Below are 15,167 nucleotides of genomic sequence, written 5' to 3'. Positions count from 1 at the left end.
GGTATGGCCGGTTCTAACCGGCCATACCACTCACGACCCATGAGCTGGGCAAACGGTCTTTCCGGGCCGCCTTTGGCCTAGCGCAGCTAATTTTCGCGTTATGTGCGATGGCTTTGCGGCGTTGGACGACGCAAAGCCATCGCACCAGCCCCCGATGCCACGGCCAGATGAGATGTGGACGGAACGAACGGGGCGTATGTGTCGCTCAGCGTTGCATAAGTGGCGTTTGTGCGCTCAGCCGAAGACCCCGAAGCGTCGGCCTAGTCGGCGTGCTCGGGCGCGAAATAGTCGCGCATCAACGCGATCTTCCCGTCCCGCAGCCGGAAGATCTGGGCCAGTGACATGAACACGGTCGACCCGTCCACGTCGTAGGCGGTGTCGATCTCCGTGATGAACACATCGGGATCCGAGGTCACGTGCAACGTGTAACGCGACTCGGCGATGTTGACCTTGCGATCGGGCCCCGCGGGCCGCGCGTAGTACTCGGCCAGTCCGGTGCGGATCTCGTCTCGGCCGGCGAGCCGGCGGGGGAACGGATGGCCCTCGGGCACGAGCGGCGCTTCGAGAACACCGTCAGTGGTGAACATGTCGGCCAAGGCGGCGGCGTCGCGGGTCATGCCGCAGTAGACGTAGCGCTCGAAGAGTTTCTGTTGGGTTTCCACTCTTAATCGTCGCATGACGCCAAGATCGGCCGCAACGGACTATCGGGCAGTCCTGTGTGGACGCCGTGGCACTGTCGTTGATTCGCTGCCGGAATCGTGACCACGAAACTTGGTCACCGCTGGTATCTGGGTACCGGGGCGGCGCTCCTGCCCTTACCACGAAAGCCCCACGAGAGGGAAGGCCAATGAGTGCTGTCGGTGATTGGACATTGCACTACAGCTGGGGGAATACGAACAACTTCGGGCAGACGCCGGTCAGCCTGAAGAGCAACGGGACGTTCACGGGTTCGCTGGCGGGGAAGTGGCGGCAGCAGGACGGGACGCTGCTGCTCAGCTTCGACACCGGCCCCGCCAAGTACGGCGGGACGGTCGACGCGAGCGTCGCTTCGGGGGCGATGTCGACGTTCAGCGGGCTGGCGGGCACCTGGTACATGCTCAAGCAGGGCGTGGTGGGCGCCACCACGGAAATGGTCGGTTCGGTCGACGCCGCGGGTAACAAAGCGTAATACGAGAAAGGCGCAAGTCATGCACCGCCATTCGCTTCACTGCATCATTCCGCCGCATATGCTCGAGCAGATCGCCGAGCGCGCGCCCGACGCCGAAACGCGTAACGCGGCGCTGCGCGCGTTGTCGGTCGACCACAGTGTCCGCGCCGTCCGGATGACCGAGCAGTTCACCCGCGCCCGCACCACTCCCGTGCCCCAGTCGGTGACGCCGCACCTGCAGCGTTTCCTCTACTCGGCCGAGAACAAGCAGACGCTGCCCGGCAAGCTCATCCGCGCGGAAGGCCAGCCAGCCAGCGGTGACGTCACGGTCGACGAGGCCTACGACGGGCTCGGCGCGACGTTCAAGCTCTACTGGGACATTTATCAGCGCAATTCCATCGACAACATGGGCATGGACCTCAAAGGCACTGTCCACTTCGGAGTCAAGTACAACAACGCGTTCTGGAATGGCAGCCAGATGGTGTTCGGTGACGGTGACGGCGTCATCTTCAACCGGTTCACGATCGCCGTCGACGTGATGGGCCACGAGCTCACCCACGGCGTCACCGGTCATCAGGCGGGCCTGGTCTACCACGACCAGCCCGGCGCGCTGAACGAGTCGATGTCGGACGTGTTCGGGTCGCTCGTGAAGCAGTACGCGCTCAAGCAGACCGCGGCGCAGGCCGACTGGCTCATCGGCCAGGGGCTGCTCGCCACCGGTATCAACGGCGTCGCGCTGCGGTCGATGAAAGCGCCTGGCACCGCGTACAACGACCCCAAGCTCGGCAAGGACCCGCAGCCGGACCACATGAGCAAGTACGTGAACACCACCTCCGACAACGGTGGCGTCCACATCAACTCCGGCATCCCGAACAAGGCGTTCTGCCTGCTCGCCATCGCGCTCGGGAACAACGCGTGGGACAAGGCGGGCCGGATCTGGTACACCACGCTGTGCGACCCCCGGCTGTCGTCGACCGCGCAGTTCCTCGACTTCGCGAACCTCACGGCCGCCAACGCGAGCATGCTCTACGGCGCCAACGAGGCACAGGCCGTCATCGACGCCTGGGCGCAGGTCGGTGTGCACGCCACGTTCGCACTGCCGAAGATCTCCGGGAACTGGGTGCTGCACTACAGCTGGGGTGCCACCGCGAACTACGCGCAGACCGCGCTGTCGTTCAACGGCAACGGGACCTTCACCGGTTCGCTGTCGGGCAAGTGGCACCAGCAGGACGGCACCGTGCTGCTCAGCTTCGACACCGGCCCGGCCAAGTACGCGGGAACGGTCGACGGCAACGTCGGCTCCGGCGCGATGTCGACGTTCGCCGGCCTCGACGGCGCCTGGTACCTGTCCAAACAGGGCACGACCGGGATCGCCAAGACCGTGCTGCCCGCGGCCGAGCCCGGCTCGGTCGACGCGGCGGGCAACGCCTTCACCGGCAGCGTGCCCGCGGAGCCGCAGGCGACGACGGAAACCACGGCCTAGAGTCGGGGGAACACCAGGAGGTGCTCGATGCGGATCACTTTCGAGTCCGACGGCGGCTTCGCCGTGTTCCCCGCCTTGCAGCGGCCGATGACGATCGACACCGCTGACCTGCCGCCGGCGACGGCCACCGAGCTGGAGAACCTCGTGCGTGTCGCACGGGAGCAACCCCAGCCCGCGAGCGTGTCGCCGACGGCGGGCGCCGATCAGATCACCCACCTGGTCACCGTCGAGGACGACGACGGTGGTGAGCACAGCCTGCGGCTCACCGAGCCGGTCATGGACGAAGCCGTCCAGGCGCTGATCGAGCGGCTCAGCGAGCTGCGGCGTAATCGGGCTTGAGCAGTGCGACCGCGGCCAGACCGGCGGCCGCGGTCGCCGGAACCAGCGCCGCGATCGGGATGAACTGGGCGAGTGCGCCCGCGACCGCGAATCCGAGGCCTTGCCAGAACATCAGCCCGGCCGTCTGCAGTGCCAGCGCGCGAGACCGCAGGTGCTCCGGCGCCACGTCGAGCAACAGCCGATCCAGGCCGAGGTGATGCGCGAAGCCCAGACCGGAGCAGAACAGGATCGCCAGCGTGACGACGAATCCAGGCCGGAAGGCGTAAGCGAGCAGCGGCAGGAAGACCACGGCCGCGAGCGCGGCGATCCAGCGGACCTGCCGTCTGGCGTTCAGTCCCCAGATACCGATGAACTCGGCGAGGATGTTGCCCAGTGGCAGCACGGCCATCATGAGCCCGAGTTGAACGGTCGAGAAGCCGTGTTCGTGGGCATACGGGTTCGCGAGTGCTTCCGGGAAGAGCGCGAGCGACGGCACCACCCAGCCGAGCAGCAGCACTCGGCGCAACGCGGGCACCGCCAGCACCGACCGCAGCCCGCCCAGGGAATCACGCAGTAGCGATCCGGCCTTCGCGCGCGGTGGCCGCTCCTTCGTCGCGAACCGCAGCAGCGCCGCGGAGAACACGAAGGCCGCGGCTTCCAGCAGCAGCGCGGTCGACGCCGACACGGCGGCGAGCAGCAAGCCGCCGAGTGCGAGCCCGGCCACCTGCGAACCCTGCGACACCAACCGGAACAGGCTGCGGCCGGGAATGTACGCGGTGCCGGGCAGTATCTCCGGCAATGTCGCGGCGCGCGCACCGGAGAACACCGGCCCGACCAGCCCGACCCCGAATACCAGCGCGAGCAGCGCCCACACCGGCATGTCAGGAATGGACATCGTCGCCGCCAGCGCGGCCGTCGCCAGGTTGCAGGACACCAGCAGCCGCCGCACCGGCATCCGGTCGACGAGTGCGGAGAAGAGCGTGCCCGCGAACAGGTGCGGTGTGAACGCCAGCGCGAACACCAGCGTGGTGAGCAGCGGCGAGCCGGTGCGCTGGAAGACCAGCACCGAGGTGGCGAACTGCGCGACGATCGTGCCGAGCATCGAGAGCACGTGCGCGGCGAACACCGCACGGAACTCGCTGATGGCCAGCGCGTCCCGGTAGCGCGTCACCGCGGCTTCAGACTTCCCGTTTGACCGGTGCGCCGTTGCGCCATACGGCCGAGACGTCGCGCATGGCGGTGATGTCGCGGGTCGGGTCGCCGTTGACCAGCACGAGGTCGGCACGCAGGCCGCGCGCGATCCGGCCACGGTCGGCCAAGCCGTAGAGCGCGGCCGGGGTGGACGTCGCGGCGGCCAGTGCCTGCACCGGGGTCAGTCCGGCGCGGACGAGCAGTTCCAGCTCGACGAGCAGGCTGACGCCGTGTGCGATGCCGGGGATGCCCGAGTCGGTGCCCGCGGTGATCGGGACTCCGGCCGCGTGCAGTTTCACGACGTTGCGCGAGGCCGTCTCCAGTACGCCCGGCCGCTCGAAACCCCAAGGGGCGTCGAGGAATCCGCGTTGCTTTGCCGACAGGAGCGGTGCGACGCGGGGATCGGTGATCACGGACTTGGTCGCCGGGTTCTGGACTGAGCCGAGTGCGCTCCAGAGCGTCAGTGTCGGCGTGACGAAGGCGCCGCTGCGCACCGCGAGCCGTACGACGTCGTCCGCGATCTCGGCGTCACTGAACAGGTGCACCAGGCCGGTGACACCGGCGGACAGCGCGGTGCGGGCCATGTCCTGCCTGGTCGCGTGCGCGACGCTGGGCATGCGGTTGCGCTTCGCGGCGGCGACCAGCCCGCGCACCTGGGTCTCCGACAGGACCGGGATGCGCGCGCCGGTGATCAGATGGACGTCTTCCAGCGCGAGCTTGAGGTGGTCGGAGCCCTCGGCGTGGCGCGCGGCGACGAACTCGGCCGGATCGGTGCCGGGCTCCATCAGCGGGAACACGAGTCCGCTGTCGGTGCCCCAGCCGCCGGGCACGGTCGCCCACCAGCCTGCCGTCCACAGGTCCGAAAGCGGGGTCGGCGCATAGGACCGGCGCTGGGCGCGGATCGGGCCGTGTGCCGCCGGGTCGCTGACCATGTCGAGTTCGGTGGTGACGCCGAAGTGCGGCGCGTCGGTGCGGTCGGGATTGGTGTGGTGGACGTGGCCGTCGATGAGCCCAGGCAGCAGGGTCTTGCCGCGGCCGTCATGCACGGGCAGGCCACGCGGGGGCGCGCCCTCGTGCACCGCGACGACGCGGCCCGCGTCGACCACGACAGTGCCGCACTCGATCACCCGGCGACCGTCGAAGATCCGCGCGTTGACGATGGCGAACGGCCGGGCGGGCGCGGCTTCGGCGGTGCCCGCCATCGCGGCGAGCGGCAGCGCCAGCCCGGCGGCCAGCACACTGCGGCGCGCGACGTTTCCATGGGAAAGACACATAAGAACCCCCAAGATTCCCGTCAAGACTCGACCAGCGTAGGACAAACGGGTGTGGTGCTCACCCGCCATCCGGGCAGTGAATTGGGCATATCGGAAGATCGGGCATGCGCTCGCGAACTGGAAGGATTTGGTGTCCCACCAATAAACCTGGAGGCGCGATGTCCGTCACGGACCGAGTTCCGACCCATCCGGGAGCGACCTATTTCGGCAGCGGGCCCTATCCGGAGCATCGGGCGCGGATCACCGTGCTGTCCATACTGGCCGGATTGGCGCTCACGATCGTCTGGTCCGCGCCCTTTGTGGACTCCGTGATCGGCGACAGTGTGGCGAACGGGCTACTCGGCCATGACGCCAAAGGCACGCCGATCGAAGGTGCGCTGGCAGGCACGATCTTCGCCTTCGTGTCCGGGCTCGCCGGTTCGTTCACGGCGTGCAATATCGCCGCTTTCGGTGCTGTGGCGCCACTTGTGGGCACTGAGACGTCGAGCCGCCCGCGTTTTCTCACCACGCTGAAACCACTCGGCTGGATCGCGGCGGGCATGCTCACCGTTTCCGTCGTGTACGGGGTGATCGTCGCTTTGGTGGGCACCCGGATGCCGCAGTTCTCGACGGCCAAGACGACCGGGCTTTCGCCGCGCACCATCCAGTCGATGGTCGCGTTCGGGATCATCGGGCTGGTGTTCATCGTGCTCGGACTGGTCTCGCTCGGCGTGATCCGCAACCCGCTCGCCGGGCTCACCCGGCGGTTCCCGGCGACGCCGCACGTGCTGATGGGTGCACTGATCGGCGGATTCCTGATCGGCCGTCCGTACCCGTTGTTCCGGATGATGTTCCGTGACGCCGCCGAAAGCCACAACGTGTTCTACGGCGCCGGGGCGTTCGCGCTGCAGTCGCTCGGCAACATCGTGATCATGGCGGTGCTGTTCCTGCTGCTCGCGCACGGAACCGGCGGCCGGGTACAGCGCTGGCTGGGCGCGAAACCGGCCAGGGTCGCCGCGGTGTCCGGTGCCGCGCTGCTGCTGGCAGGCACATTCACGTTGCTGTATTGGGATGTGCGGGTACTCGGTCGTACTGGGATGATCTGGTTCCCCACAGTCAACTGGTAGGAGTCACCTTGCTTCGGATCGGCGTTCTCGGCGCCGCGCGGATCGCGCCTTCCGCACTGCTGCGCCCCGCCAGGGCGTCGGCCGAAGTGGAGGTCGCCGCCGTCGCCGCGCGTGATCCGGCGCGTGCCCGCGCGTACGCCGCCAAGCACGGCATCCCCCAGGCGTACGGCGACTACGAGTCGATGCTCGCCGACCCGTCGATCGACGCGGTCTACAACCCGCTGCCGAACGGCCTGCACGGCCGCTGGACGCTCGCCGCGCTCAAGGCAGGCAAGCACGTGCTGTGCGAAAAACCCTTTACCGCCAACGCTTCCGAGGCACGCAAGGTCGCCGCTGCCGCGCGCGAGAGCGGGCTGGTGGTGATGGAGGCGTTCCACTACCGCTACCACCCGCTGTTCCGGCGGGCGGTAGCGGTAGTGCGCAGCGGCGAACTCGGCGAGGTGCGCCGGATCGAGACGGCGATGTGCTTCCCGCTGCCGAGGTTTTCGGACATCCGGTACAACTACGACCTGGCGGGCGGCGCGCTGATGGACGCGGGCTGCTACGCCGTCCACATGGCGCGCTCGCTCGGCGGCTCGGAACCTTCGGTGGTTTCGGCTTCCGCGAAGCTGCAAGGTCCGGCCGTCGACCGGGCCATGAGCGCGGAGCTGCGCTTCGACGAGGGTTACACGGCCGGCGTGCAGTGCTCGATGTGGTCGTCGACGGTGCTGCGGATCTCCGCGCGGGTGATCGGGGAGTCGGGGGAGATGCGGGTGTTCAACCCGCTGGCCCCGCAGTTCACGCACCGGCTCACCGTGCGCGTCCGCGATCACAAACGCGTCGAGCACTTCGACCGCCGCGCGAGCTACGACTTCCAGCTCGACGCCTTCGCGGCGGCCGTGTTGCGCGGCGAACCCGTCCTGACCACCCTGGACGACTCGATCGCCAACATGACCGTGATCGACGGCATCTACCGGGCCGCGGGCCTCCCGTTGCGGGAGCCCACGCCCTGAGCCTGGGAAAAAAATCCCAATGCGGCATTCGTCAGGTTTCAGCACGCCAATGTGGCTTTCGTCAGCTCAGAGCTGACGAAAGCCACATTGGGATTTTTTTCCCAGGCCGGGGCTAGCGGTCCTTCATGCCTCGCTCGATCGCGTCGATGATCTTCGGCCGGAGTGCGGAGGCCGAGATGATCTCGTCGACCGAGCCGACCTGGACGGCGCGTTCGATGCTGTGGACCGCGTCGAACTCGGCGCCGACCTCGCTCAGTTTCTCGGTGCGTACCGAGGCGCGGAGCTCGGCGAGCTGAGCCGTCAGCAGTGCCTTTTCCGAGCTGGACGCGGCGCTGATGCGGGCCTCCAGTTCGAGTACCGACGGGTCCTTGGCGGTGCGCTGGTTGACCTCACTGCCGAAGACCGCGGCCGCCGCAGGCGCGCCGCCGATGACCGAGGCGAACGAGCCCTCGATCGCGAGGACCGTCATGTTCGGGTTCAGCGCCTTCGAGAAGACCACGAACGCGCCGCCGTGGTACCGCGAGATCACGGTGAACACGATCGGGCCCTTGAAGTTGACGATCGCGCGGCCGATCTCCGCACCGTACTCCAGCTGGAGCTTGCGCATCGACTCCGGCGAGCCGTCGAAGCCGGACAGGTTCGCCAGCACCACCAGCGGCCGGTTGCCGCTGGCCGAGTTGATCGCGCGGGCGACCTTCTTCGACGAACGCGGGAACAGGGTGCCCGAGGTGTAGGCGTCCGGGCCGTCGGTGGGAGGGAAGCCGCGACGCTGCACGGACTTCGACTCGATGCCCACCAGGCAGACCGGGAAGCCGCCGAGGTGCACGTCCTGCACCGCCGCGGTGTCCGCGTCGGCCATACCGGCCCAGCGCTCCAGCACCTCGTGGTCCTGGTCGGACACCGCGCGCATGACCGTGCGGATGTCGAACGCCTTCTTGCGGTCGGGGTTGGTCTCCTTGGCGAAGATCTGGCCGACCGTGGTGAAGTCGCTGCCCTCACAGCTGTGCGGGTAGTCGCTGACGTCACGGTCGGTCGGGTCGCTCGTGGTCGCCCGCCGCACCGTGGTCTCCGACGGCACGATGTAGGTGTGGTCGTAGTGCGCCATCAGCACATCGCGCGCGCCGGCCAGGTTCGGCGCCCAGTACTGCGCCTGCCCGTTGACACCCATGACACGGTCGTAGCCACCGATACCGAAGTTGTCCTCGGCCGAGACACCACCGGAGAAGTCGAGCGCCTGCTTGCCGGTCAGCACCATGGCCGAGTCCGGCGTCATGACCAGGATGCCCTTGGTGTGCATGAGCATCGTGGCTTCGGCGTTCCAGTACGGCTGGGCGCCGACGTTGATGCCCGCGACGACGATGTTGATCTCGCCGCCGTCCTGGGTGAAGTTGACGATCCGCTTGAGCGCGGCCGCGACCCAGTCCATGTTCTCCGTGCCGGATTCCATGGAGATCTTGGCACCGGACGACAGCGCGAACCACTCCAGCGGAACCTGCATCTCTTCCGCGAGATCCAGCGCCGCGATCACCCGCGAGCACTCGGGCTCGGACAGCGCGCCGAGGCCCTTCGTCGGGTCACCCAGCAGCACGACACGCGTGATGCCCTCCGGGTGCCGCTTGGTCGGCGTGGTCGCCACACCGGCGACGAGCGAGGCCTTGTTCTTGCCACGCGGCCGGTCGACCGGCACCAGCTTGCCGTCCACCAGGTCGTGTTCGGTGAACGTGCCGTCCGGGCCGGACAGCAGTTCGGTGAGCTCGTACGGGTAGACGTTGCCGCGCCGCGCCGCGCGCAGCACCTTCTGGCGGTAGTCGTCGAGCGGCTTGATCATCTCGGTCGACGGCTCGCCGACGGTCAGCTTGACCCCGGTGCTCGCGTCGACGTTGATCCGCACCGCGATCTCGGACAGCTCGCCGGTGTCCTTGTCTCGACGGCGGCCCAGGAACTGGATCTCCTCGAGACCCGCGCCACCGGTGGTCGGCAGCACGCGCTGCGCGAGCGTGTTCAGCTCGTCCATCGACAGTTCCGCGGTCGGCCACACGTAGACCAGGATCCGGTTGGTGTCGAACCGCTTGTTGGCCGGGCGCTGCGCCTGGACCTTGCGGATCGCGTCCATGCAGGTCGCGAGGATGTCCTCGGCGGCGGGCAGCGCGAGCAGCTTGCCGTTGTTGTCACGCAACGGCGTCAGGTCGCGGACCTGCGCGAGCGCGACCAGCCGCTCGTCACCGGGGCTTTCCGGCGCGACGCACTTGAAGAGGTAGACCTCTTCGTCCGCCGACGGCAGCCGCGTGAGGTCGAACCCGCGCAGCCGCTCCAGCTGCATGCGCACCGCGATCTGCGGGTGCAGGCCGCGGATGAGCCGCTCCTCGGTGAACCCTTCGGCCGACGGGCGGAAGGTGAAGTGGTGGTGGATCACCGCGCCGCTGCGACCGGCGACGGTCGTGGTGATGCGGCGCACCTGCTGCGGCAGCGGCTCGGCGGCCACCACCTTGCGCAGCATGGCGGCCATCGCGTCGACGTCGTCGGGCTGGTCGCCCCAGGTGACGTAGAGGTCGGCGACCAGGTCACCCGACGGCGGCAGGTCCGCGGCGAGCTCGCCGACCGCGCGGACGGCGTCGCCCAGCGCGGGGAAGTCGACGGCGGTGGTGACGACGCGGGTGTGCTCGGCCTCGGCCACGTGCTCGGCGATGACGAACGTGCCGCTCGCCGCGCTCGCCGTGCGGATGTCCTCGAGCGAGCGGTTGCGGTAGTAGCGACGCGTCAGCACCTCGAGCAGCGGCACCGGGTCCATGCCCTCGCGGCCGATGCGCTGGCCGAGCAGCCTGACGAGCGGCTCGGAGCTGGTGACCATCGACGCGATGCGCTCGGCGCGGTCCGGCGCGTCCGGGTTCTTGTCGAGGTAGCGCAGGTGCTGGCGGACGTCCGCGTAGACCTCGGCGCGGCTGCGGCGCAGCAGCGGCTGGGCGAACCAGCGGAACACCACGCTGCGGGCGAGGTCGCCGACGGACGGGAAGCGCAGCTGCGTGGCCGCGACCAGGTGCTCCAGCACCAGACCGGCTGGCTCGCGCGAGTCGCCGGTCGGCGGCTCCTCGGTGATCCACAGCTGCAGGAGCGTGACGATGATCTTGACGTCGGCCGCCGCGCGCTGCTGCGCGAGGAAGATACGGAACAACGCGCCTTCGAGCGCGGGTGTGCGTTCGAAGTCCTCGATGCCGTAGTGGCTGAGCACACGGGAAAGCCGTGCCTTGAACGTCTCCGAAAGCCCGGCGCGGTCGACGTCGAGGCTCTGCAGATAGGTGTGGAAGTACTCGCGCGGGCTGTGCACCCGACTGTCCGCTTTGGACTCTTCACCGGCAGGCTTGTTGCGGCTCAGCTCGGAAAGATCGGCGAACAGGCTCAGCAGCTCGGTCTCACCGTCCACTGTGCGCTCACCCGCGGCGATGAGTTCCTGGCGTGCCACGAGGTACGAGGTCAGCGCCCGCTTCTCGTCGTGCGGGTCGACGTCGAACCCGAGCAGCAGGCTGCGCAGGTCCTGCAGGCCGCGCGCCGCGCGGTCCGCGGCCGACACGCCACCCGGCTCGACCGGGACGTCCAGCTTGACCTCGGCCACCTCTTCGACGGGACCGGCGGCCTCGTCGGCGTCGCCGAGCGGCTCCAGCCGCAGCAGCGGGGCGCCGGTCTCGACCTGGCTGCCGACGGAGACCGTGCACTCCTTGAGCCTGGCGCGGAACGGCGCGCGCAGCACCGTCTCCATCTTCATGCTTTCGAGCACGAGCACCGGGGCGCCCGCCTCGACCTCGGCGCCGACCTCCAGCGGGGTCGCGACGACCAGTGCCGGCGCGGGGGAGCGGACGACGCCGCCCTCATCCAGGCTGACGCGGTGCGTGACACCGTCGACCTCGACCAGGTGGATCGGCCCGTGCGTGCCGGTGACCAGCCGGAACCGGCTGCCGTTGACGGTGATCTGCCCGGTGTGCGAGTCGAACCGGTCGACCTCGACGTCCATCGGGTGCAGGTCGGTGCCGTTGCTGACGCCGACCCGGAAGCGCTTCGGGCCGGTGCGCGCGACGGCGACCTTGTACGCGATGCCGCGCAGCTTCAGGTCGAGCGGACGGCCGCTCTTGTGCTGGACCTGGGGACGGCCACCGTGCGAGGTCTCCAGCAGGCGCTGGCGCTCGACGGACTCTTCGACCTCGTACGCCTCGATGGCGGCCGCGGCGAGCGCGATCGCGGAGTGGCGGTGCAGAACCAGGCGGCCCTGTGCGCGGACGCGGTCGATCCAGCCGGTGTCGGCGGAGGCGTCGATCACCTCGGGCTGGTCGAGCAGGTCGAGCACGAAGCTCTTGTTGGTCGCGCCGCCCTCGATGATGACCGTGGTGTTGGCCATCGCGCGGCGCAGGCGGCCGAGCGCCTCGTCGCGGTCGCGGCCGTAGGCGATGATCTTGGCGATCATCGAGTCGAAGTCGGCGGGGATGCTGTCGCCCTCGCTGACACCGGTGTCCACGCGGATACCGGGACCGGCGGGCAGCGTCAGGCGCGCGATGCGGCCGGGTGACGGCGCGAAGTCACGGTCCGGGTCTTCGGCGTTGAGCCGCGCCTCGATGGCGTGGCCGAACTCGGCGGGCTTCTCGCCTTCGAGCTTGCCGCCGGACGCGACGTGCAGCTGCGCCTTGACCAGGTCGACGCTGGTGGTCAGCTCGGTGATCGGGTGTTCCACCTGGAGGCGGGTGTTGACCTCGAGGAAGGCGAACAGCTTCTCGCCGGGGTGGTACAGGAACTCGACGGTCGCCGCGCCCTTGTAGTCGACGGCCAGCGCGAGGCGCTCGGCCGAGGCCTTGAGGTCGTCGGTCTGCTCGGGGCTGAGCACCGGCGAGGCCGACTCTTCGATGACCTTCTGGTTGCGCCGCTGCACCGAGCAGTCGCGGACGCCGAGCGCCCACGCGGTGCCCTGGCCGTCGGCGATGACCTGCACCTCGACGTGCCGCGCGCCGGAGACGAGCCGCTCCAGGAAGACGACGCCGGAGCCGAACGCGCGCAGCGCCTCCTGGCTGGTGCGCTCGTAGGCCTCGGTCAGCTCGTCGGCGGAGGCGACCATGCGGATACCGCGCCCGCCACCACCGGCGGTCGCCTTCAGCATCAGCGGGTAGCCGATCTTCTCGGCGGCCGCGATCGCGTCCTCGAGCGTGGCGACCTCGCCACGGCTCCACGGCGCGACCGGCACGCCGACCTCTTCGGCGATCAGCTTCGAGCCGATCTTGTCACCGAGCTTGCGCATCGCCTCGGCGCTCGGGCCGACGAAGGTGACGCCGGTCTTCTCGCACAGTTCGGCGAACGCCGGGTCCTCGGCGACGAAGCCCCAGCCGACCCACGCGGCGTCGGCCTCGGTCTCGCGGAGCGCTTTCTCCAGCAGCTCAAGATTCAGATAAGGCCGAGCGGCGGCGGGCCCGAGCGAGTAGGCGATATCCGCCTCCCGTACGAAGGTCGCCGTCTGATCGGCATCGGTGTACAGGGCGACTGTCTCGATCCGGGCGCCGGTCTCCGCAGAGAGTTCCCGGACGGCGTGGATGAGACGCATTGCGGCCTCACCACGGTTGATGATGGCGACACGACTGAACACCGACTGAGCCTCCCACGACGGACACACCTCAAGGCGACGATCCTGATCATGGAATCGACGCCTAGTTCACTGAGGCACACTCTCTCGCGTACCGCGCCGGAACGCTATGTCGGACTTGACGCATGCCACGGGCCATTCATTGTGGACAACGTCAAAAAACGGCCTGTCCAGCGGAATTTCCGTGAGCTGGGTCGCAGTAGTTAGGGGTCCCCTATGTTGCCGGTGGGTAAACAAGCTGTCCGAAATGTCTGGTTGACGGGCTCGTCCGAGGGGCCTGACGTCAGGCCCCTCGGGGGCACTCTCGCTTCGCGCTAGGGCTCTGGGTTGGGTCGTGAGTGATCGCGACGGTTAGAGCGGAGGCAGTGTTTCATGCAACGCTCACGAGCCCTTAAGCCCGAGCTGGCGGTCGTGGACGCGCCGCAGCAGCACCTGCGAGACCAGCGCGCCGCACAGGCAGAGGAACATGTCCCACTGCGTGTCCCAGACGTCGCCTTGGGCGGCGAGGAAGTCGTCGGCGCCCGCGCCGAGCAGGACCGCGCTCAGCCACTCGACGAACTCGAAGCACGCGCTGATCGCCAGGCAGACGCTCGCCGTGAGCGTGAACACCCAGCCTCCCGGCCGCAGCGGGGTGCGCCGGAGCAGGAGCTCACGGACCGCGACGGCGGGCACGAAGCCCTGGACGAAGTGGGCGAACCGGTCGTAGTTGTTGCGCTGAGTGCCCAGGAGATCTTGGACCGCTTCGCCCAGCGGGGTCTCGGCGTAAGTGTATTGACCGCCGTAGCAGAGCACGAGCGCGTGGAACACCAGCAGCCGGCAGAGCAGCCGGGTGAGGGGGAAGCGCTTCCGCAGCACGAGCACCAGCGGCAGGCCGATGAGCACCCAGATCACTTCGAGCAGCCAGGTGCCGAGTGAGGTCGCGTGCGTACCTGTCCAGGCGAGCGCGCCGAGCGTCACCGCGATCAGCAGGCCGCCCTCGGTGCGGCCGACGGTCGTCATTGCGGCGACCTTACTCCCGGTGAGCGGCAACGACCTTTTCGAAGTTTCGCGCGTGCGGGTTCAGGCTGACGTTTTCAACGACCTTTTCAATAACCACGTACGTCGCGACAGTGATACTGGGTTCTTCACGCATTTCCATGTATCGAACCTTTCGGCCTTCCCGTCCGTGTAGGTGGCTGGACGGCGCATCGCCGGGCCAGGGTTCCACGCGGAAGGGGAGTTACGCGACATGGGTGGCAACACCAGGGAGGCGGGCCGCAGCACCGCGAACCGGTTGCTGTCGTTGCTGGCGGCGTTCACGTCGGCGGCGCCGGTGCTGACGTTGAGCGAACTCGCTCGGATCAGCGGCTTGCCGATCGCGACCACGCACCGGCTCGCGGGCGAGCTGATCGAATGGGGTGCGCTGGAACGCCTCCCCGACGGCCGGTTCCAGATCGGGATCCGGCTGTGGCACGTGGGCTCGCTCGCGCCAGGGCATCGTGATCTGCGATCGGTGGCCTTGCCGTTCATGGAGGATCTCTACGAGGCGACCCACGAGAACGTCCAGCTCGCCATCAGGGACGGGAAACGCGTGCTGTACCTGGAAAAGATCTCCGGCCGCAAATCCGTCGACACGATGACGCAGGTGGCGGGGCGGCTGCCGCTGCACGCGACCGGCGTCGGCAAGGTGATTCTCGCGTTCTCCGGCGCGGAGCTGTTCAGCCAGATCGTGGCCGAAGGACTCGCCCGCTGCACGCCGCACACCATCACGCTGCCGGGGGTGCTGGCCGAAACGCTGGAGCAGGTCCGCCAGAACCAGGTCGCGTTCTCGCTCGAGGAGATGACGATGGGGGCCTCCTCGGTCGCCGCACCCGTCTTCGGACCGGATGGTTCGCTGGTGGCGGCGCTGGCGCTGGTCGTGCGGTCCTCGACGAATGTGCGGCCGCTGGTGGCCGCGGTGCGGACGGCGGCGCTGGGGGTCACCCGTGAATTGTCGGCCCCGCTTTCGCCGGGCGGAAATCTGGTCTAGTGAGATGACTGAGAATGAGTTCCCACTTTCCCGCCCG

General features: G+C 68.5%; 11 protein-coding genes. 6 read left to right on the top strand and 5 right to left on the bottom strand.

Going from position 1 to position 15,167, the window contains the following annotated elements; translation table 11 throughout:
• Positions 1-260: 260 nt before the first annotated feature.
• A complete protein-coding gene (locus ACFV15_RS07255; protein WP_378349281.1) occupies positions 261-662 on the bottom strand; it encodes a nuclear transport factor 2 family protein in 402 nt (133 codons plus the stop codon).
• Between the two features lie 185 nt (positions 663-847).
• On the opposite strand from ACFV15_RS07255, the gene ACFV15_RS07250 reads away from it, so the two are divergent.
• From ACFV15_RS07250 to ACFV15_RS07240, 3 genes are read left to right on the top strand one after another with little or no spacing between them, the layout of a single operon-like run.
• Positions 848-1,168 (top strand): hypothetical protein, encoded by a 321-nt coding sequence (locus ACFV15_RS07250; protein ID WP_378349280.1) that lies wholly within the window; start codon positions 848-850, stop codon positions 1,166-1,168.
• Positions 1,169-1,226: 58 nt separating this feature from the next.
• On the top strand, positions 1,227-2,630 hold the full coding sequence (locus ACFV15_RS07245; protein ID WP_378349279.1) for a M4 family metallopeptidase: 1,404 nt from the start codon (positions 1,227-1,229) through the stop codon (positions 2,628-2,630).
• A gap of 27 nt (positions 2,631-2,657) precedes the next feature.
• The gene (locus tag ACFV15_RS07240) at positions 2,658-2,969 is read left to right on the top strand and encodes a protealysin inhibitor emfourin (RefSeq protein ID WP_378349278.1); all 312 of its coding nucleotides are present in this window, start codon (positions 2,658-2,660) and stop codon (positions 2,967-2,969) included.
• On the opposite strand, the gene ACFV15_RS07235 is transcribed toward ACFV15_RS07240, so the two are convergent.
• The gene (locus tag ACFV15_RS07235) at positions 2,941-4,119 is read right to left on the bottom strand and encodes an MFS transporter (protein WP_378349277.1); all 1,179 of its coding nucleotides are present in this window, start codon (positions 4,117-4,119) and stop codon (positions 2,941-2,943) included. The two genes, ACFV15_RS07240 and ACFV15_RS07235, sit on opposite strands and share 29 nt — an antisense overlap.
• A 7-nt stretch (positions 4,120-4,126) precedes the next feature.
• The gene (locus tag ACFV15_RS07230) at positions 4,127-5,413 is read right to left on the bottom strand and encodes an amidohydrolase family protein (RefSeq protein WP_378349276.1); all 1,287 of its coding nucleotides are present in this window, start codon (positions 5,411-5,413) and stop codon (positions 4,127-4,129) included.
• Between the two features lie 158 nt (positions 5,414-5,571).
• On the opposite strand from ACFV15_RS07230, the gene ACFV15_RS07225 reads away from it, so the two are divergent.
• The gene (locus ACFV15_RS07225) at positions 5,572-6,519 is read left to right on the top strand and encodes a hypothetical protein (RefSeq protein ID WP_378349274.1); all 948 of its coding nucleotides are present in this window, start codon (positions 5,572-5,574) and stop codon (positions 6,517-6,519) included.
• 8 nt (positions 6,520-6,527) lie between these two features.
• On the top strand, positions 6,528-7,511 hold the full coding sequence (locus ACFV15_RS07220) for a Gfo/Idh/MocA family protein (RefSeq protein ID WP_378349273.1): 984 nt from the start codon (positions 6,528-6,530) through the stop codon (positions 7,509-7,511).
• Between the two features lie 112 nt (positions 7,512-7,623).
• Here ACFV15_RS07220 and ACFV15_RS07215 read toward each other — a convergent pair whose 3' ends face one another.
• Both ACFV15_RS07215 and ACFV15_RS07210 read right to left on the bottom strand, forming a co-directional pair.
• Complete coding sequence (locus ACFV15_RS07215) at positions 7,624-13,125, bottom strand: biotin carboxylase N-terminal domain-containing protein (protein ID WP_378349272.1); 5,502 nt, start codon at positions 13,123-13,125, stop codon at positions 7,624-7,626.
• 378 nt (positions 13,126-13,503) lie between these two features.
• Positions 13,504-14,121: a DUF2238 domain-containing protein gene (locus ACFV15_RS07210; RefSeq protein WP_378349271.1), complete on the bottom strand. Its 618-nt coding sequence runs from the start codon at positions 14,119-14,121 to the stop codon at positions 13,504-13,506.
• Positions 14,122-14,293: 172 nt separating this feature from the next.
• Between ACFV15_RS07210 and ACFV15_RS07205 the strand changes: the two genes are divergently transcribed.
• The gene (locus ACFV15_RS07205) at positions 14,294-15,130 is read left to right on the top strand and encodes an IclR family transcriptional regulator (protein WP_378349270.1); all 837 of its coding nucleotides are present in this window, start codon (positions 14,294-14,296) and stop codon (positions 15,128-15,130) included.
• The last annotated feature ends 37 nt before the right edge of the window (positions 15,131-15,167 follow it).

This window comes from Amycolatopsis sp. NPDC059657 (genome assembly GCF_042734395.1).
GTDB lineage: Bacteria > Actinomycetota > Actinomycetes > Mycobacteriales > Pseudonocardiaceae > Amycolatopsis.
The sequence above is the reverse complement of the archived record's forward strand: the minus strand, read 5'-3'. Positions and strand labels throughout refer to the sequence as shown.

Excerpts from the sequence above, each read along its gene's own strand:
- ACFV15_RS07245 (WP_378349279.1), top strand. The coding sequence starts at position 1,227 with ATGCTCGAGCAGATCGCCGAGCGCGCGCCCGACGCCGAAACGCGTAAC.
- ACFV15_RS07250 (WP_378349280.1), top strand. The coding sequence starts at position 848 with ATGAGTGCTGTCGGTGATTGGACATTGCACTACAGCTGGGGGAATACG.
- ACFV15_RS07240 (WP_378349278.1), top strand. The coding sequence starts at position 2,658 with ATGCGGATCACTTTCGAGTCCGACGGCGGCTTCGCCGTGTTCCCCGCC.
- ACFV15_RS07225 (WP_378349274.1), top strand. The coding sequence starts at position 5,572 with ATGTCCGTCACGGACCGAGTTCCGACCCATCCGGGAGCGACCTATTTC.
- ACFV15_RS07210 (WP_378349271.1), bottom strand. The coding sequence starts at position 14,121 with ATGACGACCGTCGGCCGCACCGAGGGCGGCCTGCTGATCGCGGTGACG.
- ACFV15_RS07230 (WP_378349276.1), bottom strand. The coding sequence starts at position 5,413 with ATGTGTCTTTCCCATGGAAACGTCGCGCGCCGCAGTGTGCTGGCCGCC.